The 20,239-nt window shown below is 48.2% G+C and carries 16 protein-coding genes and 5 tRNA genes; 18 read left to right on the plus strand and 3 right to left on the minus strand.

The window, feature by feature from the left end:
• Positions 1-70 precede the first annotated feature (70 nt).
• Positions 71-1,321, plus strand: coding sequence for an EAL domain-containing protein (locus tag DESAL_RS05855; RefSeq protein ID WP_015851049.1), 1,251 nt, complete (start codon positions 71-73; stop codon positions 1,319-1,321).
• Here the strand turns inward: DESAL_RS05855 and DESAL_RS05860 are convergent.
• The 3 genes from DESAL_RS05860 to DESAL_RS05870 all read right to left on the minus strand — a co-directional run bounded on the left by DESAL_RS05860 (position 1,318) and on the right by DESAL_RS05870 (position 5,128).
• Positions 1,318-3,090, minus strand: coding sequence for a chloride channel protein (locus DESAL_RS05860; protein WP_015851050.1), 1,773 nt, complete (start codon positions 3,088-3,090; stop codon positions 1,318-1,320). The two genes, DESAL_RS05855 and DESAL_RS05860, sit on opposite strands and share 4 nt — an antisense overlap.
• 17 nt (positions 3,091-3,107) lie before the next feature.
• Positions 3,108-4,055, minus strand: coding sequence for a chemotaxis protein (locus tag DESAL_RS05865; protein WP_015851051.1), 948 nt, complete (start codon positions 4,053-4,055; stop codon positions 3,108-3,110).
• 101 nt (positions 4,056-4,156) lie between these two features.
• Positions 4,157-5,128, minus strand: a complete 972-nt coding sequence (locus tag DESAL_RS05870) for a tRNA dihydrouridine synthase (protein ID WP_015851052.1) — start codon at positions 5,126-5,128, stop codon at positions 4,157-4,159.
• A 315-nt stretch (positions 5,129-5,443) separates the two neighbouring features.
• Between DESAL_RS05870 and DESAL_RS05875 the strand changes: the two genes are divergently transcribed.
• From DESAL_RS05875 to rpsG, 17 genes are all read left to right on the plus strand, one after another.
• A tRNA-Thr gene (locus DESAL_RS05875) sits at positions 5,444-5,519 on the plus strand.
• 23 nt (positions 5,520-5,542) lie between these two features.
• Positions 5,543-5,627 (plus strand) — tRNA-Tyr (locus tag DESAL_RS05880).
• Between the two features lie 63 nt (positions 5,628-5,690).
• A tRNA-Gly gene (locus DESAL_RS05885) sits at positions 5,691-5,766 on the plus strand.
• A gap of 46 nt (positions 5,767-5,812) precedes the next feature.
• Positions 5,813-5,888 (plus strand) — tRNA-Thr (locus tag DESAL_RS05890).
• Between the two features lie 70 nt (positions 5,889-5,958).
• Positions 5,959-7,152 (plus strand): elongation factor Tu, encoded by a 1,194-nt coding sequence (tuf, locus tag DESAL_RS05895; protein WP_015851053.1) that lies wholly within the window; start codon positions 5,959-5,961, stop codon positions 7,150-7,152.
• 3 nt (positions 7,153-7,155) lie between these two features.
• Positions 7,156-7,305 carry a 50S ribosomal protein L33 gene (rpmG, locus tag DESAL_RS05900; RefSeq protein WP_015851054.1) on the plus strand — a complete coding sequence of 50 codons (150 nt, stop codon included), beginning with the start codon at positions 7,156-7,158 and terminating at the stop codon, positions 7,303-7,305.
• Positions 7,306-7,320: 15 nt separating this feature from the next.
• Positions 7,321-7,397: transfer RNA gene (locus tag DESAL_RS05905), tRNA-Trp, on the plus strand.
• Between the two features lie 20 nt (positions 7,398-7,417).
• Positions 7,418-7,669 (plus strand): preprotein translocase subunit SecE, encoded by a 252-nt coding sequence (gene secE, locus DESAL_RS05910; RefSeq protein ID WP_015851055.1) that lies wholly within the window; start codon positions 7,418-7,420, stop codon positions 7,667-7,669.
• Positions 7,670-7,696: 27 nt separating this feature from the next.
• Positions 7,697-8,257, plus strand: coding sequence for a transcription termination/antitermination protein NusG (gene nusG, locus DESAL_RS05915; RefSeq protein WP_015851056.1), 561 nt, complete (start codon positions 7,697-7,699; stop codon positions 8,255-8,257).
• 74 nt (positions 8,258-8,331) lie between these two features.
• On the plus strand, positions 8,332-8,757 hold the full coding sequence (gene rplK / locus DESAL_RS05920) for a 50S ribosomal protein L11 (RefSeq protein WP_015851057.1): 426 nt from the start codon (positions 8,332-8,334) through the stop codon (positions 8,755-8,757).
• A 16-nt stretch (positions 8,758-8,773) separates the two neighbouring features.
• Entirely contained in the window at positions 8,774-9,478 is a 705-nt protein-coding gene (gene rplA / locus DESAL_RS05925; RefSeq protein ID WP_015851058.1) for a 50S ribosomal protein L1, read from the plus strand.
• Positions 9,479-9,627: 149 nt separating this feature from the next.
• A complete protein-coding gene (gene rplJ, locus DESAL_RS05930) occupies positions 9,628-10,149 on the plus strand; it encodes a 50S ribosomal protein L10 (protein WP_015851059.1) in 522 nt (173 codons plus the stop codon).
• A gap of 47 nt (positions 10,150-10,196) precedes the next feature.
• Complete coding sequence (gene rplL / locus DESAL_RS05935; protein ID WP_015851060.1) at positions 10,197-10,586, plus strand: 50S ribosomal protein L7/L12; 390 nt, start codon at positions 10,197-10,199, stop codon at positions 10,584-10,586.
• A 303-nt stretch (positions 10,587-10,889) separates the two neighbouring features.
• On the plus strand, positions 10,890-14,990 hold the full coding sequence (gene rpoB / locus DESAL_RS05940) for a DNA-directed RNA polymerase subunit beta (protein ID WP_015851061.1): 4,101 nt from the start codon (positions 10,890-10,892) through the stop codon (positions 14,988-14,990).
• Positions 14,991-15,077: 87 nt separating this feature from the next.
• Entirely contained in the window at positions 15,078-19,211 is a 4,134-nt protein-coding gene (rpoC, locus tag DESAL_RS05945) for a DNA-directed RNA polymerase subunit beta' (RefSeq protein WP_425357286.1), read from the plus strand.
• Between the two features lie 156 nt (positions 19,212-19,367).
• The gene (rpsL, locus tag DESAL_RS05950; protein ID WP_015851063.1) at positions 19,368-19,739 is read left to right on the plus strand and encodes a 30S ribosomal protein S12; all 372 of its coding nucleotides are present in this window, start codon (positions 19,368-19,370) and stop codon (positions 19,737-19,739) included.
• 26 nt (positions 19,740-19,765) lie between these two features.
• Entirely contained in the window at positions 19,766-20,236 is a 471-nt protein-coding gene (rpsG, locus tag DESAL_RS05955; protein ID WP_015851064.1) for a 30S ribosomal protein S7, read from the plus strand.
• Positions 20,237-20,239: the final 3 nt, after the last annotated feature.

A 20,239-nucleotide genomic window follows, 5' to 3' on the forward strand; every position in this document is an offset into this window, starting at 1 on the left:
TATCTAAAAATATGGTGTTATATGTCATCAATATCGTGCTATACTCAGATCAAAATTATAGGAGTATAGCGTGGAAGGCGATATTAAAAGCTGCATTACAGCCATTAGTAAAGTTGTTACCGAAGATGGTATTACCATATTATTTCAGCCTGTTGTCTCTCTCTTGTCTCGCGCCGTGGTCGGTTTTGAAGCTTTTGCGCGTGGTGTTGATGAAAAAGGGGAAACCATTGCTTCTCCCGGTTGTCTTTTCAACTCCTCTTTACCGATCCAAGCACAACTGAAAGTTGAAGAAATGTGTCTCAAAAAGGGTTTCGAAGCCTATAAACCCTTGTCAGAGAAATATTGGGATATGGTTCTTTTTCTTAATATTAATTGCGGAATATACTCTCATGAAGAAAGTAAAGGCAGCAGCCCGCATCTGTTGGCAAAAACATTTAATTATTCCCCTCGCATGATTGTTTTTGAAATGGATGCTGGTCAACTTAAGGGAAACCCACCCTTGGAAATGATCCATTCGGTCCGAGATATGGGGTATCGGCTATCGGTAGATAATATTGTGCCATCAATGGATTGGATGGATTTTTTGCATATAATCAAGCCTGACTTTGTTAAGTTTGATCGCAGATTTTATGAAGGAATTGAAAACTCACAACGGATCAAGAAAAAAGTGAATTCTGTTGCGCGTCTGTTTTCTTATTGTAGCGTTCTGCCTGTGGCAAAAGGTGTAGAAACGGAAGCTGAAGCAATAGCTCTTATGCAAAGCGGATTTTATTTACAGCAGGGTTATTTTTATTCCGACAGCACTGACGATGAAGGTAATAAAGATTTATTTAAGGATAAGGTTAACCGGATAAGTAGGTCTGTAAATGGGGATATGAAAATTAAATCCGAGAATTCCCGTGAAAAATTTCGTGACTCACATTTGTTACTTAAAAGCACGATGACGCGTTTGCAACAGGGTGGAGATGGGGATATGAACCGGATTCTTGAAGAATTGGTTAAAAAAAATGATTCTGTTGTTTCAGTATACATTCTGGATAGTTCCGGTAAACAGCGAAGCAAACGGCTGGCAGGAAGGGCTTCTGATCCGTTTGGATTGCGTGTCATGCCTTCAGCTGTGGGAAGTGATCACAGCTGTCAGGATTATTTTACGTATTTAAATTCTGGGTTTGAAAAAACTGCGGGGGTGCGCAGTCCTGATGCCCTGCACAGTGACGGATACAATTATCTGGCAGGATTTTATTATAAGGAAGGCAGCCGCCGGGGTAGGATTTTGGTTCTTGAATACGTAGATTCTACGCCGGATGATACAAATGATTAGATCGATGAAGAAAGAATTTTATTTTTGTATCTTTTTTTGCGAAAAATATTCATAGCCTCTTTGGACTTAATTATCCCGGCTACGGTCTCATCCTGATTCACGAGTGGCAAGAAGGAGACACCGGTCCTTTCGAATTTCATAATGGCTTCTTTTAGGTTGGAGTTTACGGGAAGCGATACCACGGTGCGGACCATCAGGGTGTCCACTATTTCTGCCCCACCTTTTAAGTCTTGCGCATTTTTGAGAAATGCACGCATATCCCGAAGGGTCAGGATTCCGGCAAGCTTATTGTCTTTATTTAGAACCGGAAAATGCGGAAATTCAGAGTCTAATACCATTTCGGCAGCTTTTCTGAGGCTGTCTGTGGTACATAGGTAATCAAAATCAGTCTCCATTACTTCCTGAACTGGAATATTGACCATAACCGATTCGTCATGGCCGCGTAGAATATTAATGCCCTGACGCAATAATTTTGCTTCATAAACAGAATATCCTTTTAGTATACGGACAACCAGTGCACTGGTAATGCAGCCTACCATCATGGGCAGGATTATTTTATATGAGTATGTCAGTTCAAAAACAGTGAGTACCGCCGTAATGGGCGCGAGGGTGGTTCCGGCCACAACTGTTCCCATGCCGACGAGAGCATATTGTCCATGTGTAAGGGCCAGTTCCGGAAAAATCATATTAATAGTTGAGCTGACCGATACCCCTAAGGCCGCCCCTAAAACCAGCGAGGGAGCAAAAATACCACCGCTCATTCCCGATCCGATACAAAGAGAAGTGGCAACAAGTTTGGCCCCTAGTAGTATTATGGCTAGATCAAGGGGCAGGACACCTGTCAAACCCATATTTACAGCTTCATAACCAACGCCCAGTACCGCAGGGATTTTAAGCGCGATTGCTCCAAGAATCAGCCCTCCAAGGCCGGGTTTTACCCAGCCGGGGACAGGGATCTGGTCAAAGGTGAATTCGCAAAGCCTTATCATTTTCACAAAAGCAATAGAAACTAGACCGGCTAGGATTCCGAGCAGAAAGAAGATGATCAGCTCTTCGAAATTACTGAAAATAAATTTAGGCGCATCGAAGGTAGGGAAGTCTCCCCAGAAAAATTTTGAGAGGGCGGATGCTGTTACCGATGCTACAATTATGTGGCTGACGTAGGACATCTCAGTATCGAGCAGCAGGATTTCAATGGCAAATAAAGTTCCTGTTAAGGGGGCATTGAAGGTTGCCGCAATTCCTGCTGCCGCTCCTGATGCAACGCAAACCGGAAGCATGGACGGATCTAGGCGAAATATTCTTGCCGCTGAAGAACCAAGCGAAGCTCCTATCTGAACAACAGGTCCTTCACGTCCGACAGAGGCTCCGCAGCCAATAAGCAGGCTGGTGGCTAATGCTTTAAGAAAGGTAATACGATGACGAATTACCCCGCCCCGTACTGCCAGTGCTTTTATTACTTCGGGTACACCCGGTCCTTGAGCTTCAGGAGCCCAATTGGTGATAATCACCCCGGCGATAAGCCCGCCAATGCAGGGAAGGAAGAGAACCAGCCACCAAGGAGAATTGGCCGCCATATCAAGGAAAGAATTACCACTGGCCCAGAAAAAGTGCTGGAAATTTTCAATCAACCAGCGAAAAAGGAAGGCACCGCCTGCCGCCGCCATACCGATGGCCACGGAAAAAGACATAAGTAAAACGTACTGGACCCTCGGATTAAATGAGGTTCCAGTACGTTTTTTTGTTTTGGAATCGGAAGGGGAAACCATGTCGATTTCCGCCTGTTTTATTTTTCAATCAAGGCAATGGCGCGTTGTGCCAGTTGGGTTACCTCGGGTTTTGAAATCTGGTCGTCAGCACCGACAGATTCCCCTTTGTGGCGAAGCTTGTCAGTAATGATTGAGGAGAAAAGGATTACAGGTAACTGCTTTAATACTTCATCGGCCTTAATGCGTACTGTCAGGTTATGTCCGTCCATCACCGGCATTTCAATGTCAGAGATAACGACATTGACGAAGTCGGTTATTGGGCGTTCTTCCTCAATTGAGCGCTGTTTGTATTCTTGTAACTTGTCCCAGCAGGCACGTCCGGTATTAGCCATTTCAACAGAAAACTTTGCCCGGACCATCATTTCAAAGAGCATCTCGCGGATCAGGGTGGAGTCATCTGCAATGATGGCTTTGTAGCCAGCGTGGTTGGTCCAGTCGATAGAGTCATCAAGCTGCAGTCCGAGATCTGGATTAAGCTCTGCCACGATTTTTTCAAGGTCGAGGATCAGAGAAATTCTGTCTTCGAACTTAACAACACCGGTAATCGAATCTTCAGAGAGGGTGGATACGTAGTTGGAAGGAGCTTCAACACGCTCCCAACTGATCCTGTGGATTCGAGTTACACCGGAAACAAGAAAAGCAGAAGAGACGTTGTTAAACTCAGTAACAATAACTTTAGGCGGTTCAGTTTCAACGCGAGGTTTTTTCAGCCAGTGGCTCAGGTCCACAAGCGGAATTACCTTATTTCGCAGGTTGAAAGTTCCCATGATCGCAGGGTGCGCAACCTTAGGAAGCTTTGTTATTTTTTCAGGAATTCTGATGATTTCCAGAACCTTGGCAACGTTAACGCCATAAAATCCGCGATAGTTGCCTTCGCCTTCTTCGCGCGGTTCTTCTTCAAGCCAGAATTCAACGATTTCTAGTTCATTAGTACCGGCTTCAAGTAAAATATCAGTTTGAGCCATGTGTCTCTCCGATTAAATTCAGATTCTGTAATTCGATTACACTACGTATATTACGCTTTAAATACTATTATCGTCAACAATCGCTTAAAAAAAATAAATGATTAGCAACGGTCCCGGGTAAGAGTCGATACTTCGCGTGCGGCTTCAAGAAGTTCTTCCCAGTCTTCGCAGGCTGTCAGTTTTGTTCGGATGGAGCGTATGCCGTCCATTCCTTTAGCGTAGCGGGGAAGTATGGATCTGATTTTCCTGAATGAGCGGTTGCTGCCGTCAAAATCTCTGGTCATATTGATATGCTCTTCCATTGTCTTGCCAAGATCGAAAGGCGGCAGGGTGGCACATTTAGGATCATCAAGCAGTTTAAGATAGCGAGCGAAGATTTCAGGATCAAAAAGAGCGCCGCGGGCAAACATAATCCCGTCTATACCCGTTTGCTTAATGCATTCCATACCGTCTTCTGCAGTAAAGAGATCGCCGCTGCCTATTACTGGTATGGAAACATTTTGTTTTAATACTGCAAGCTTGGACCAATCTGCCTGACCAGAGAACATCTGTTTTGCATATCGAGGATGCATTGTAAGCCATGCAACACCGGTATCTTCCAGTCTCTTGGCGATTTCGAGGAAGTTGTCTTCTCCATTCATGAAACCGAGCCTGATCTTAACCCCGACCTTACCTTCGCCTGCTACACGAACCATAGCAGATGCAGTTTCAACCAGACGGTCAGGATCAAGATGAAGGGCGGAACCGCCTCCAGTTTTGAGGACTTTCTTGACCGGGCAGCCTGAGTTTAAATCAAAAAAAGAGTAGCCCTCATCTATCAGTTGGGGCATAGTGTCTGAATAGTCTTGCGGCTCTCCGCCGAACAGTTGGACGACCAATGGATTGTCTTCCGGGCAGGTGGCTAGCAGGGCTTTGGTCCCTTTACCGTCATATTTTAATCCCTTGACGCTGACCATCTCTGTGCAGGCAACGGCGCATCCCCGTTTGCGGCAGAGCATGCGAAAGGGCAGGTCTGAATATCCGGCTAAGGGCGCCAGCCAAGGTTTATCTGGGCTTATTGGAAGTGATTTCATGTTTTTGTACCTGAGAATCTTATGTTCTTTGTTTGTACGGCAATAAGTGCCGAGGGCAGTGAATTACGTCCAAACGTCCGCAAAGTCAAAACCTGCCTGCGTTTGTAGCATATACTACGCAGGTTATTTTCGAAAAAATTAAAAAAAGTTTAAAAAAGGTGTTGACTTCAAAGGCGATTTCCATTTAAACCCCGCTTCGTTGCTTCGGCGGATCACGAGTTCAACGAAGTTTTCAAGCCGAGAACGGATTTGAAAAAAATCAAAAAAGTTCTTGCAATTTGAAAACAGAGCTTGTAGAAAGATTCGCTCACGAGGGCTGGCGTAGCTCAATTGGTAGAGCAGCTGATTTGTAATCAGCAGGTTGCGGGTTCAAGTCCCATCGCCAGCTCCAGTGAAGACAACAACATATATAGTGGTGGGGTTCCCGAGTGGCCAAAGGGAACAGACTGTAAATCTGTCGGCAACGCCTTCGGAGGTTCGAATCCTCCCCCCACCACCACTAAAATTGTAAATCGCGCTGTAGGAGGCAGGTAGGCCTGCTGTTAAACTACGGACATAGGGTGCGGGAATAGCTCAACGGCTAGAGCATCAGCCTTCCAAGCTGAGGGTTGCGGGTTCGAATCCCGTTTCCCGCTCCAATTTGGTACTTACCCTAGTCCAAGACCTGCGCGTTTATAAGAGGATGCCCACGTAGCTCAGTCGGTAGAGCACTTCCTTGGTAAGGAAGAGGTCACCGGTTCAAGTCCGGTCGTGGGCTCCATACATTTGTGTAGTATGACCTTTGACGCTTTAAATCATTAAAAACTCTATTTATTTTAGGGGGATTTATCATGGGTAAGGCTAAATTTGAACGCGGTAAGCCTCATGTTAATATCGGTACCATTGGTCACATTGACCACGGTAAAACCACTCTGACTGCTGCTATCACCAAGATCGCTGGTCTTGCTGGTAACGGCGACTACGTAGCTTTCGACGAAATCGACAAAGCTCCTGAAGAAAAAGAACGCGGTATCACCATTGCTACCGCTCACGTAGAATACGAAACCGAAGCACGTCACTACGCTCACGTAGACTGCCCCGGTCACGCTGACTACATCAAAAACATGATCACTGGTGCTGCTCAGATGGACGGCGCAATTCTCGTTGTTGCTGCTACTGACGGTCCCATGCCTCAGACTCGTGAGCACATCCTGCTCGCTCGTCAGGTTGGTGTTCCCGGAATCGTTGTATTCCTGAACAAGTGCGACATGGTTGATGATGAAGAACTCCTCGAGCTCGTAGAAATGGAAGTTCGCGAACTTCTCTCTTCCTACGACTTCCCCGGTGACGATCTTCCCGTTATCCAGGGTTCCGCTCTTAAAGCTCTCGAGTGCGAAAGCGCAGACGAAGATGCAGCTAAGCCCATCCTCGATCTCCTCGCAGCTTGTGACTCCTACATTGAAGAGCCCGAGCGTGACATCGACAAACCTTTCCTCATGCCTATTGAAGACGTTTTCTCCATCTCCGGTCGTGGTACCGTTGTTACCGGTCGTGTTGAGCGCGGTGTAATCAAAGTTGGTGAAGAAGTAGAAATCGTTGGTATCAGAGACACCGCTAAGACTACTTGTACTGGTGTTGAAATGTTCCGTAAGCTCCTCGATCAGGGTCAGGCTGGTGACAACGTTGGTGTTCTCCTTCGTGGTACCAAGCGTGATGAAGTTGAGCGTGGCCAGGTTCTTTCCGCTCCCGGTTCCATCAACCCCCACACCAAGTTCAAGGCAGAAGTATACGTTCTGTCCAAAGACGAAGGTGGACGTCACACTCCTTTCTTCTCCGGCTACCGTCCTCAGTTCTACTTCCGTACAACTGACATCACCGGTGTAGTTACCCTCGACGAAGGCGTTGAAATGGTTATGCCTGGCGATAACGCTACCTTCAACGTTGAAATGATCAACCCCATCGCTATGGATCCGGGTCTGCGCTTCGCTATTCGCGAAGGTGGCCGTACCGTAGGCGCAGGAGTTGTTACTGAAATTCTGGAGTAAGACATGCGTGTCAAAGTTCAGATGCAGTGCACCGAGTGTAAGCGTCGTAACTATTCGACGATGAAGAACAAGAAGAACACTACTGGTCGCATCGAGCTGAAGAAGTATTGCCCTTTCGATAAGAAGCATACTCTTCACAGAGAGTCCAAGTAGTTTCTATAAATAAGCAGGCCAGTAGTTCCAACGGCTAGAACGTCGGTCTCCAAAACCGAATGCTGGGGGTTCGAATCCCTCCTGGCCTGCCACTTCATTTATGGGAATCAATATGGCCAAGAAAAAAAATAAAGGTGCGGGAGTTCAGGCTAAGGCTGAAACTCAGGGTACCGGTAGCAAGATTAAACAGTTTACCGAATTCTTTGAGCAGTCCAAGGTCGAAATCAAGAAGGTCGTATGGCCTACTCAGAAAGAGACTATACAGACCTGTACCGCCGTCTTGGTCCTTGTCGTAGTCATGTCGCTTTTTCTGGGTGTTGTTGACATGGGTCTCAGCAAACTTGTTGAGGCAATCCTGTCTTAAATAACCCGTAGAAAAGGAAAGAGCTCCATGAACGCAGACGCTGAAAAACCTCAGGGAAGGAAGGCCCGTTGGTACATTGTTCATACCTATTCAGGTTTTGAACAGCGGGTTGAGCAGACTGTCCGTGAGATGATGAGAACTGGTCAGGACAATGGACTGATCGAAGAAGTTGTCGTCCCCACGGAAAAAGTTGTCGAGCTGGTTAAAGGGGAAAAAAGAACATCTACCCGGAAATTTTATCCGGGTTATGTCATGATCAAAATGATCATGGAGGATGAATCATGGCATCTCATCCAATCTATTCCTCGTGTTACCGGATTCATCGGTGGCAAAAACCGCCCGACTCCAATGCGCGACAGCGAAGCAGCCAAAATCCTGAGCCTGATGGAAGACCGTCAGGAACAGCCGAGACCCAAGTTCAACTTTGATCGTGGCGATGAAGTCAGGGTCATTGATGGACCGTTCAGCGGTTTCAACGGCGTTGTAGAAGATGTTAACTACGACAAAGGCAAGCTTCGGGTGTCAGTCTCCATTTTCGGCCGCCAGACCCCGGTGGAACTTGACTTCGTTCAGGTAACCAAAGGGTAGTCCTGACCGCACTGCTGCATATTCATTTCCGACAGTGAGTACCCTCACTGGAATTTAATATAGGACATAAAGCGATGGCCAAGAAAGAAATAGGCAAAATCAAGCTTCAGATACCTGCTGGCTCTGCAAACCCGTCCCCACCGGTCGGTCCTGCACTCGGTCAGCACGGTGTAAATATAATGGAATTCTGCAAGGCGTTCAACGCCAAGACGCAGGATCAGAAGGGCATGATCATTCCGGTGATCATCACTGTCTACCAAGACAGGTCCTTTTCCTTCATTACCAAGACTCCGCCGGCATCCACCCTCCTGCTCAAGGCTGCAAAGCTGCAGAAAGGTTCCGGCGAGCCTAACAAGAACAAGGTCGGTAAAGTAACCAAAGCTCAGGTTAAAGAAATTGCTGAGCTTAAAGCTCCCGACCTGACCGCTGCCGATACTGAAGCTGCCATGAAATCCATCATGGGAACAGCCCGCAGTATGGGCATTGAAGTCACAGAATAGGTAAGGGGAATAGATCATGCCTAAGCACGGAAAAAAATACAGAAAAGCAACAGAAGGTACCGAACAGATCGGTCTGACCGTTGAACAGGCGGTAGCTTCTGCTGTAGAAAAGGCATATGCCAAGTTCGACGAGACTGTTGATGTTGCCATCAACCTCGGCGTAGACCCCAAATACTCCGACCAGATGATCCGTGGTGCAGTAACCCTGCCCAACGGTCTTGGTAAGGAAATTCGCGTAGCTTGCTTCGTGAGCGGGGAAAAAGAAGCGGAAGCCAAGGAAGCCGGCGCTGACTTTGTCGGTGGCGATGACCTGGTTGCCAAAGTTAAGGACGGATGGCTCGATTTCGATAAAGCTATCGCAACTCCTGACATGATGGCTAAAGTCGGTCAGATTGGTCGTGTGCTCGGACCTCGTGGTCTGATGCCTAACGCTAAGACCGGCACCGTTACTTTTGACGTGGCTTCTGCCGTTAAAGAAGTAAAAGCTGGACGCGTAGAATTCAAGGTCGACAAGGCCGGTGTTCTGCATGCGCCCATCGGTAAGGTTTCTTTCGGAGCTGAAAAGCTTCTCGAAAACCTTAAATCTCTGCTGGAAACAGTGAACAAACTTAAACCTTCTTCCGCAAAAGGTACCTACATGAAGGCTGTTGCCGTAGCTACCACCATGGGACCCGGTTTTAAGATTGATCCTCTGGCAGCGAGAAAATACTCAGAGTCCTAAAAACATCATAGGCCGCCCGCAAGGGCGGCTCTTGATGTAATAAATACACGGGAAGTTTAGTCGAAGACGGCAGGGGGGATGGTCCCTTAATAACCTGCTTAGACAACACTTTGACTTGCTTTCCGGGTCAAATCATTAGGAGTGTTAAGGTGAACAGGCAAGAAAAAGCCCAGATTATTGAGCAGCTTAAAGAAAAAGCTGAAAGGGCGAGTATTGCCATCGTTACCGACTTCAAAGGCCTTGGTGTGGAAGAGTTTACTCAGCTCCGCGCTAACCTGCGTAATGTCGGTGTCGATTGCCAGGTCGTCAAGAACACTCTGGCCCGGTTGGCTTTCACTGGTACTGATCATGAAGTACTGGCTGACAAATTCAAGGAAAACTGCGCTATCGTAATTGGATATGATGATCCTGTTGCAGCAGCAAAAGCAGTTGCTGATTTCGCTAAAGAAAGCAAGACTTTCGACATGCGTTTCGCATCCCTTGAGGGCAAATATCTTGACGAAGATGGCGTGAAGGCGCTTTCCAAGCTTCCAAGCAAGGAAGAGCTCCTCGGCAAAGCTCTGGGTACAATGAATGCTGTACCCACCAACTTTGTGAGCTTGCTCGCAAACGTACCCCGTGGCTTCCTCAACGTTCTGACTGCATTGAAAGATCAGAAAGAAGCTGCATAACAGCCTAGTCAAGGCAATTCAAAGTTAATTCCCAGGAGGAAATTTCCATGGCAGATATCACCAAAGATCAGGTAGTTGAGTTTATTTCCAACATGACCGTTCTCGAACTCTCCGAGTTCATCACCGAACTGGAAGAAAAATTCGGCGTTTCCGCTGCAGCTCCCGTAGCAGCAGTAGCAGCTATGCCCGGCGCAGCAGGCGGCGAAGCTGCCGGTGGCGAAGAGCAGACTGAATTTGACGTAATCCTGAAGTCCGCTGGCGGCAACAAGATTGCAGTTATCAAAGCTGTTCGCGCTCTGACCGGTCTTGGCCTCAAAGAAGCTAAGGCTAAAGTTGACGAAGCTCCCGCAGCTATCAAAGAAGGCGTAGAAAAAGCAGAAGCTGAAGAAGCTCTTAAGCAGCTTGAAGAAGCCGGTGCTGAAGCCGAAATGAAGTAATTCCAGCGAATTTATCGCTAATGCAAGAGGAGCGCAAACCCCTGTAAAACGGGGTTGCGCTCTTCTCGCTGTTAAAAAGATTGACAAAATTGCCTGATCAATTATTTTGGTAGGATTCGGAAAAGGCGCAGCCGGATCTTTTAGCGCGATCAAAATAAACCCTATAAAAATTTCTTTTCAGGCATGTTGTTCTGCCGCCTACGTTTATCTTGCACTTTTTGACTTGTAACTGACTATTTATTGGTTGATGTTCGTCAAATTGCTTCATTCCAACCCTAACCTTCTCACTTGATTGAGGATACGATGGGTCAGCTCAGAAAAATATTTGGAAAGATCAAAGTCACTCTGCCGATTCCCCACCTGCTCGAACTGCAGGTGGATTCCTTCAAAAAATTCCTTCAGGAAGGCGTAGCCCCCGCAAGCCGGGCGGACGTTGGCCTTGAAGGGGTTTTTCGTTCGGTTTTTCCGATTGAGGATTTCAACAAAACTGCTAGCCTCGAATATGTCAGCTACGACATCGGCGAGCCTAAATACGATATGGACGAGTGTATCTCCAAGGGGCTTACTTATGAAGCTCCTATCCGTATCAAGGTTCGTTTGGTAGTCTTTGACGTTGATGAAGAGACTGAAAGCAGAACTATCCGCGACATTAAAGAGCAGGATATCTACTTCGGAACCGTGCCGCTCATGAGTGAGCAGGGGACTTTCATTATAAATGGTACTGAACGCGTTATCGTTAACCAGCTTCAGCGTTCCCCCGGTATTATCTTCGAACACGATTCCGGTAAAACTCATACCAGCCGTAAGGTTCTTTACAGTTGCCGCATTATTCCTATGCGCGGTTCTTGGCTGGATTTTGACTTCGACCACAAAGACATTCTTTATGTGCGTATCGACCGTCGCCGCAAAATGCCTGCGACTGTTCTGCTCAAGGCCATGGGCCTCTCCAAGCAGGATATTCTCGACTACTACTATGATGTGGAAGAGTACCAGATCGATCGTCACATTGTGCGTCGCAAAGTCGTTGAAAATCAGTACCGCAAAGAAAACGCATGGGTTGATCTCTGCCTTGAAGACGGCAAAGTTATTGTTGCCCGTGATAAACAGATCACTAAGTTCGGCTGGAAAAAGCTTGTACGTGGCGGTGTAGAATATATTGAAGTAGATCCTAAGTCTCTCGTAGGCCAGTTTGCTTTCAATGATATTACTGACCCCGACACAGGTGAAGTTATTGCTGAAGCCGCTGACGAGATCACTGAAGAGATCTTTGAACGTATTCAGGAAGTTGGCCTCAAAGATGTCAAGGTCCTGCATACTCAGGGTGCTGACGTTTCTTCCGCACTGCGCGATTCTATGATGCTGGACAAAACAACTGATGTTGAGTCCGCACAGATTGAAATTTACCGCAGATTGCGCCCGAGCTCTCCGCCTACCGCTGAGATTGCTGCGAACTTCTTTGAAAACCTGTTCCGCAGCTCTGATTACTATGATCTCTCCAGCGTTGGTCGTTATAAGCTGAACGCACGTCTCAACATCGAGACTCCCCTTGAACTGCGCACCCTGACCAATGAGGATATCCTCACCGCGGTTAAGGTTCTTTGCAAACTCAAGGATAGCCACGGTCCCGCTGACGATATCGATAACCTCGGTAACAGACGTGTCCGTCCGGTTGGTGAACTGGTTGAAAACCAGTACCGCATCGGTCTTGTTCGCATGGAAAGAGCCATCAAGGAGCGCATGAGCCTCCAGGAAGTGGCGACCCTCATGCCTCATGACCTGATCAACCCCAAACCGGTTGCTGCAGTACTTAAGGAATTCTTTGGTACTTCTCAGCTTTCTCAGTTCATGGACCAGACCAACCCGCTTTCTGAAGTTACCCACAAGCGCAGACTTTCCGCGCTGGGACCCGGTGGTCTGACTCGTGAGCGTGCAGGCTTCGAAGTTCGAGATGTTCACGTTTCTCATTACGGACGTATTTGTCCTATTGAAACTCCTGAAGGTCCGAACATCGGTCTTATTGTTTCTCTGACAACTTACTCTAAGGTCAACGATTTCGGTTTCATTGAAAGTCCTTACCGGACAATCAAAGACTCCACCATGACCGACGAGATTTTATATTATGATGCTACTCGCGAAGTAGGACATGTAGTCGCACAGGCTAACGCTCCCATTGACGAAAAAGGATCATTTACCAACCCGCTGGTAACCTGTCGTCTTAACGGTGATGTATCAATGCACCCCCGTGAAGATGCAACACTCATGGACATCAGCCCCAGTCAGACAGTTTCTGTTTCTGCTGCGCTGATTCCTTTCCTGGAGCATGATGATGCGAACCGCGCACTCATGGGTTCCAACATGCAGCGTCAGGCTGTTCCGTTGCTGAAAACTTCCCAGCCTCTGGTTGGTACCGGCATGGAAGCAAACGTTGCACAGGACTCCGGTAGTTGTGTTCTCGCTGAGAACGACGGTGTTATCGACTACGTTGATGCTGAGCGTCTCGTTGTTCGTTACGATGACGGTGTTTATCCTGATACCGGCGGTGTAAAGCACTACGAACTCCAGAAGTGGCACAAATCAAACCAGAACTCCTGCTACGGTCAGCGTCCTCGTCTGCCTATCGGAACTCCTGTCAAGAAAGGCGATGTCCTCGCTGACGGTCCCGGTATCAAAGACGGTGAGCTCGCTCTTGGTAAGAACTTGCTCGTAGCTTTTATGCCCTGGTGCGGATATAACTTTGAGGACTCCATCCTCATTTCCGAGCGTGTTGTTAAGGAAGATGTGTTCACCTCAGTTCATATTGAGGAATTCGAACTTGTCGCTCGTGACACCAAGCTTGGACCCGAAGAAGTTACCCGCGATATTCCCAACGTGAGTGAAGAAATGCTTCGCAACCTCGACGAATGCGGTATTATTCGTCTTGGCGCTCGCATCGCTCCTGACGATATTCTCGTCGGTAAGATCACTCCTAAAGGTGAAACCCAGCTTACTCCCGAAGAAAAATTGCTCCGTGCAATCTTCGGTGATAAAGCACGCGATGTGAAAAACACATCCCTCAAGGTTCCGCCGGGAATTGAAGGTACCGTAGTCGACGTTAAGGTCTTCAACCGCCGTTCCGGTGAGAAAGACGACCGTACCCGCAATATTGAGGATTTCGAGCTTGCTAAACATGATATGAAAGAAAGCAAGCACATCGAGTCCCTGACCAACAAAACCCGCGTCAAAATCGCGGATGTGGTCGCTAACAAGCAGATCGCCCAGACCCTCATGGGTCGCAAGAAGGGTGAGGTACTTGCTGAAGCAGGACACATCATCACTGATGAAATCCTTGCAGAAGTACCCCTTAAGAAGTTGGGCGGACTCTTTGCAGATAAAGAAACCAACGAAGCAGTCAAACAGCTGCTCGCTGAATACGACAAGCAGATTCGCATCATCAAAGGCATTTATGATGTGAAACGCGAAAAAGTTACCGAAGGTGATGATTTGCCTCCGGGCGTAATCAAGATGGTCAAAGTCTACATCGCTGTTAAGCGTAAGCTTAGCGTAGGTGACAAAATGGCCGGTCGTCACGGTAACAAGGGTGTTGTCTCCAACATTCTGCCTGAACAGGATATGCCGTTCTTCGACAACGGTACCCCTATGGACATCGTACTGAACCCGCTTGGTGTTCCTTCACGTATGAACATCGGTCAGATCATGGAAACTCACCTTGGTTGGGCAGCTCTTGCTCTCGGTCAGAAGTTCGCAGCAATGCTTGATACCGGTGAAGCCCTCGGCGTTATCCGTCAGGAAATTAAAGATACCTTCGAATCTGAAGATGTCTACGAACTGATTGATTCACTGGATGATGAAGAATTCAGACTGGCAGTCAACAAAGCCCGTGAGGGTATTGTCACCAAAACCCCAGTCTTCGACGGTGCGACTGAAGAAGAAATCTGGGATCTGGTTGGCAAGACCGGAATCGGGGATGACGGTAAAGTTACCCTTTACGACGGACGTACCGGTGATCCTTTCCACAACCGTGTAACCGTCGGTGTAATGTACATCCTCAAGCTGCATCACCTTGTTGATGAAAAGATTCACGCTCGCTCCACCGGTCCTTACTCGCTGGTTACCCAGCAGCCTCTCGGCGGTAAGGCTCAGTTTGGTGGTCAGCGTCTCGGTGAGATGGAAGTATGGGCTCTTGAAGCATACGGCGCAGCCTACCTGCTTCAGGAATTCCTGACCGTCAAATCAGATGACGTTACCGGTCGTGTTAAGATGTACGAAAAGATCGTCAAGGGAGATAACTTCCTTGAAGCCGGCCTGCCTGAATCCTTTAACGTTCTGGTCAAGGAACTTATGTCCCTCGGCCTTGATGTTAACCTGCTTCAGGATGAAGTCGAAGAGACTGCCGACAAGAAATAATGAACGCGGGGGCCCACGAGGCCCCCGCGATGAAATAAACCTTTTCATGTAAGGGGTATATTAATGAGTCTGGACGAACTGTTCACTATGCGTAGAACATCCGGTGCAGGCCTCGCAGGGCGCGGCCTCAAAGGTATTCAGATTTCCATTGCTTCTCCCGAAAAGATCCGCGAGTGGTCTTTCGGTGAAGTTAAGAAGCCCGAGACCATCAACTACAGGACTTTCAAGCCGGAAAGAGATGGTCTTTTCTGCGCTAAAATTTTCGGACCCGTAAAAGACTACGAGTGTAACTGCGGTAAGTACAAGCGCATGAAACACCGCGGCATCGTATGTGAAAAATGCGGTGTTGAAGTTATCGCTTCCAAAGTCAGACGTGAACGCATGGGCCACATTGAGCTTGCAGCTCCTGTTGCCCATATCTGGTTTTTGAAAACCCTTCCTTCCAAAATCGGCACACTGCTTGATATCACTATGGCCGATCTTGAGAAGGTTCTGTACTTTGATTCATATATCGTTCTTGATCCGGGTGAAACCCCGCTCAAGCAGTATCAGATCATCTCTGAAGATCAGTATTTTCAGGTAATCGACCACTATGGCGAAGAAGCCATTGAAGTGGGTATGGGCGCTGAGACCATCAAAGGTCTTCTGGCTCAGATCGATATGCCCGCACTCAGGCATGAACTCCGCGAAGAGTCCCTGACCACCCGCAGCCAGACCAAAAAGAAAAAGCTGACCAAGCGTCTTAAGATCGTTGAAGCTTTTCTCGAGTCCGGTAATGACTGCCAGTGGATGATCATGGATGTAATTCCGGTCATTCCTCCCGAGCTGCGTCCTCTGGTTCCTCTTGATGGCGGACGTTTTGCAACTTCCGATCTTAACGACCTCTACCGTCGCGTCATTAACAGGAACAACCGTCTGAAGCGCCTTATTGAACTTGGTGCTCCTGACATTATTATCCGCAACGAAAAGCGCATGCTGCAGGAATCCGTTGACGCATTGTTCGACAACGGTCGCCGCGGTCGCGCAATTACCGGTACCAACGGCCGTCCCCTGAAATCCCTTTCCGACATGATTAAGGGTAAGCAGGGTCGTTTCCGTCAGAACCTGCTCGGTAAACGTGTTGACTACTCCGGTCGTTCCGTAATTGTTGTGGGTCCCAAGCTGAAACTTCACCAGTGCGGTCTTCCCAAGAAGATGGCTCTGGAGCTGTTTAAGCCTTTTATTTATGCAGAACTTGAGCGCCGTGAAATCGCAACAACCATCAAAAGCGCTAAGAAGATGGTTGAACGTGAAGACCTCGTCGTATGGGATATCCTCGATGACGTAGTTCGCGAATACCCGATCATGCTCAACCGTGCACCGACCCTTCACCGTCTTGGTATCCAGTCCTTTGAACCGTCTCTGGTTGAAGGTAAGGCTATCCAGCTGCATCCGCTTGTATGTTCTGCATACAACGCTGACTTTGACGGTGACCAGATGGCTGTTCACGTACCTCTTTCTGTTGAAGCACAGATTGAGTGTCGTGTTCTGATGATGTCTTCCAACAACATCCTGTCCCCTGCTAACGGACAGCCCATCATCAACCCCTCTCAGGATATCGTTCTCGGTCTTTACTATCTGACTGTTGAACGTTCTTTCTCTAAAGGGGAAGGCATGATCTTCACCGCTCCGTGGGAAGTTATTGCCGCTCTGGACGCTAAAGTGGTCAGCATGCATGCCCGTATCAAGGTTCGCATTGAAGGCGAACTGGTAGAAACCACTCCCGGACGTATTCTTGTGGGTGAGCTTCTTCCTGAAGGCATGGGCTTCGAGTTCGCAAACGTGGTCATGACCAAGAAAAACATCGCCAAGCTCGTTTCCAGCGCTTACCGCTCTGCAGGCAGCAAGGCTACAGTTATTCTTTGTGACCGCCTTAAAGACCTCGGTTACGAGCACGCAACCCGTGCAGCTGTTACCATCGGTGTTAAAGACCTGACCATTCCTGCTGCTAAGGCTGGATTGCTTGATACTGCATACGCAGAGGTTGAAAACATTGAAGCACAGTACCGTGAAGGTATCATCACCCGTACTGAAAAGTACAACAAGGTTGTCGACGTTTGGACCAAAGTAACCAACGACGTATCAGCCGAAATGACCAACGAGATGTCTACTGACATCATGGTCGACCCCAAGACCGGTAAGCAGGAAACCAACTCCTCCTTCAACCCGGTCTTCATGATGGCTCACTCCGGTGCTCGTGGTAACCAGGACCAGATGCGTCAGCTCGCTGGTATGCGTGGTCTGATGGCGAAACCTTCCGGTGAAATTATCGAAACTCCGATTACTTCATCTTTCCGTGAAGGTCTCTCCGTTCTTCAGTACTTTATTTCTACTCACGGTGCTCGTAAAGGTCTCGCGGATACTGCGCTGAAAACAGCGAACTCCGGTTACCTGACCCGTCGACTTGTTGACGTTGTTCAGGATGTAACCATTGCCGAACACGATTGCCGCACAGTTGATGGCCTTGAGTTGACCCACTACATCAAAGGTGGCGAAATCAAGGAAAGACTGTCCGAAAAAGTTCTCGGCCGTGTGACCATTTATGATGTAGTTAAGGAAGATACCGGTGAGATCCTCGTTCCTGCTGATTCTCTTATCGATGAAGCAGCTGCGAAGATTATTGATGAAAACGGTATCAACTCCATGACTGTTCGTTCTCCGTTGACCTGTCGTGCTAAGCACGGTATCTGCGCTATGTGTTATGGTCGTGACCTTGCAAGAGGACACGTTGTAAACGTAGGTGAAACCGTAGGTATCATCGCAGCACAGTCCATCGGTGAACCGGGAACACAGCTGACAATGCGTACCTTCCACATTGGTGGTACCGCATCCCGTGAAATTCAGCAGTCTTCTTTTGAAGCACAGCATAACGGTTCCGTTGTTCTGAACCGTATGCGCTCCGTCCGTAACGCTGATGGCCATCAGATGGTACTCGGTAAGAGTTGCCAGATTGGTATCGTGGACGAGCAGGGCAGAGAACGTGAAAAATACGTTCTGCCTCTTGGTGCTAAACTTTTTGTTGAGGAAGGGCAGCAGATCACACAAGGAACCATGCTGGCCGAGTGGGATCCGCTTGCAGAACCTTTCATCACAGAAGTAACAGGTACTGTTAAGTTTACCGACCTTGTTGAAGGTAAAACTTTCCAGGAACGTGTTGACGAAGCCACAGGACAGGCTACCTACACAATCCAGGAATACCGTACCACAAACTTTAAACCTTCAATGTCCATCTGCGGCGAAGACGGAGAACCTCTGACTCGCCCCGGATCCACACTGAAAGCGGTTTACCCGCTGCCGGTTGGCGCGATTTTGATGGTTAAAGACGGTAATGTCGTCAATGCTGGTGAGATTATCGCTCGTAAGCTTCGCGAAACTTCTAAGACCAAAGACATCGTTGGTGGTCTTCCCCGAGTTGCGGAGCTGTTCGAAGTGCGTAAACCAAAGGAACTTGGAATCATTTCGGAGATTGATGGTGTGGTCTCCTATGGACCTGAATCCAAAGGCAAGCGCAAAATTGTTGTTACCCCTGAAGTAGGTGAAACCAAAGAATACCTCGTGCCCAAAGGCCGTCATATCACTGCGCAGGAAGGCGACTTCGTAGAAGCCGGTGACCTGATGACAGAAGGTCTGCCCGAACTGCACGATATCCTCAAAGTAAAAGGCGAGAAATACCTCGCACGTTTCCTTGTTGAGGAAATTCAGGACGTTTACCGTTTCCAGGGTGTTGGAATTAACGATAAGCACATCGAAGTTATTGTCCGCCAGATGCTCAAGAAGGTCAGCATCGTTGATCCCGGTGAGACCCATTTTCTTGTGGGCGAACAGGTGGACAAGCAGCGCTTCATGGAAACCAACCAGGATGCTGTCGCTAATGGACTTAAGCCTGCTACCGCTCAGACTCATGTTCTCGGTATTACCCAGGCTTCACTTTCAACCGCCTCCTTTATTTCCGCGGCTTCATTCCAGGAGACTACCAAGGTTCTTACCGAGTCTTCTCTCTGCGGCAAAAAGGACTACCTGCGCGGCTTGAAAGAAAACGTCATCGTTGGTCGACTGATTCCGGCTGGTACCGGTTTCCGTAAGTATGCACGTACGGATATTATCGTACCTGATCAGCCCGAACGTGCAGATAAGTTCCTCGAGGAACTGGAAGAAGAACCGCTGCTCGTTAACGAAAGATAGTGCCGGCGCCAGTACGCAGTACCGGTCCGAAGAGCAGGTGGTTGCAGCCTGACTTGAGTGACAACGGAGCAAATATTTCACAATTTGTCTTGACAAATTGTGAAATATTAGTCTAACTGCGTCGGTCTTTGTAATTAAACTTAATTTGGAGGGTTCATGCCAACCATCAATCAGCTTATAAGAAAAGGGCGTGAAAAGCAGCTCAAGCGTAAGAAGACTCCTGCGCTTCAGGCCTGCCCCCAGCGCCGTGGCGTATGCACTCGCGTGTACACCACCACCCCTAAGAAGCCTAACTCCGCACTGCGTAAGGTCGCTCGTGTGCGTCTGACTAATGCCATCGAAGTTACTGCATACATCGGTGGTGAAGGTCATAACCTTCAGGAACACTCCGTGGTACTCATCCGTGGTGGTCGTGTAAAAGACTTACCTGGTGTTCGTTACCACATCGTTCGCGGCTCCCTCGACACCGCTGGTGTTGCAGATCGTCGTCAGGGTCGTTCCAAGTACGGCGCAAAGCGTCCTAAATAGCATTAAATTCCAAGGAGTATACCAATATGCCTCGTAAAGGTCCGGTACCCAAAAGACAAATTCTTCCCGATCCGGTATACGGTTCTCAGCTCGCTACCAAGTTCATGAACAGACTCATGTACGATGGTAAGAAGAGTGTGTCTGAAAATATATTCTATCAAGCTCTTGAATTCCTCGGTGACAAAACCCAGGAAGATCCTATCAAGGCTTTTGAAAAGGCAGTGGAAAACGTTAAGCCTCACGTGGAAGTTAAGTCCCGCCGTGTTGGTGGTGCTACTTACCAGGTCCCTGTTGAAGTTCGTCCCGATCGTCAGGTTTCCCTGGCTATCAGATGGCTGATCAACTTTGCTCGCTCCAGAGGCGAGAAGGGCATGGTTGCACGTCTTAGCGGTGAGTTCCTCGATGCTTACAACAAGCGTGGCGGAGCAGTGAAGAAAAAGGAAGACACCCATCGTATGGCCGAAGCCAACAAGGCTTTTGCTCACTACCGTTGGTAATCG

The organism is Maridesulfovibrio salexigens DSM 2638, assembly GCF_000023445.1.
Taxonomy (GTDB): Bacteria; Desulfobacterota; Desulfovibrionia; order Desulfovibrionales; family Desulfovibrionaceae; genus Maridesulfovibrio; species Maridesulfovibrio salexigens.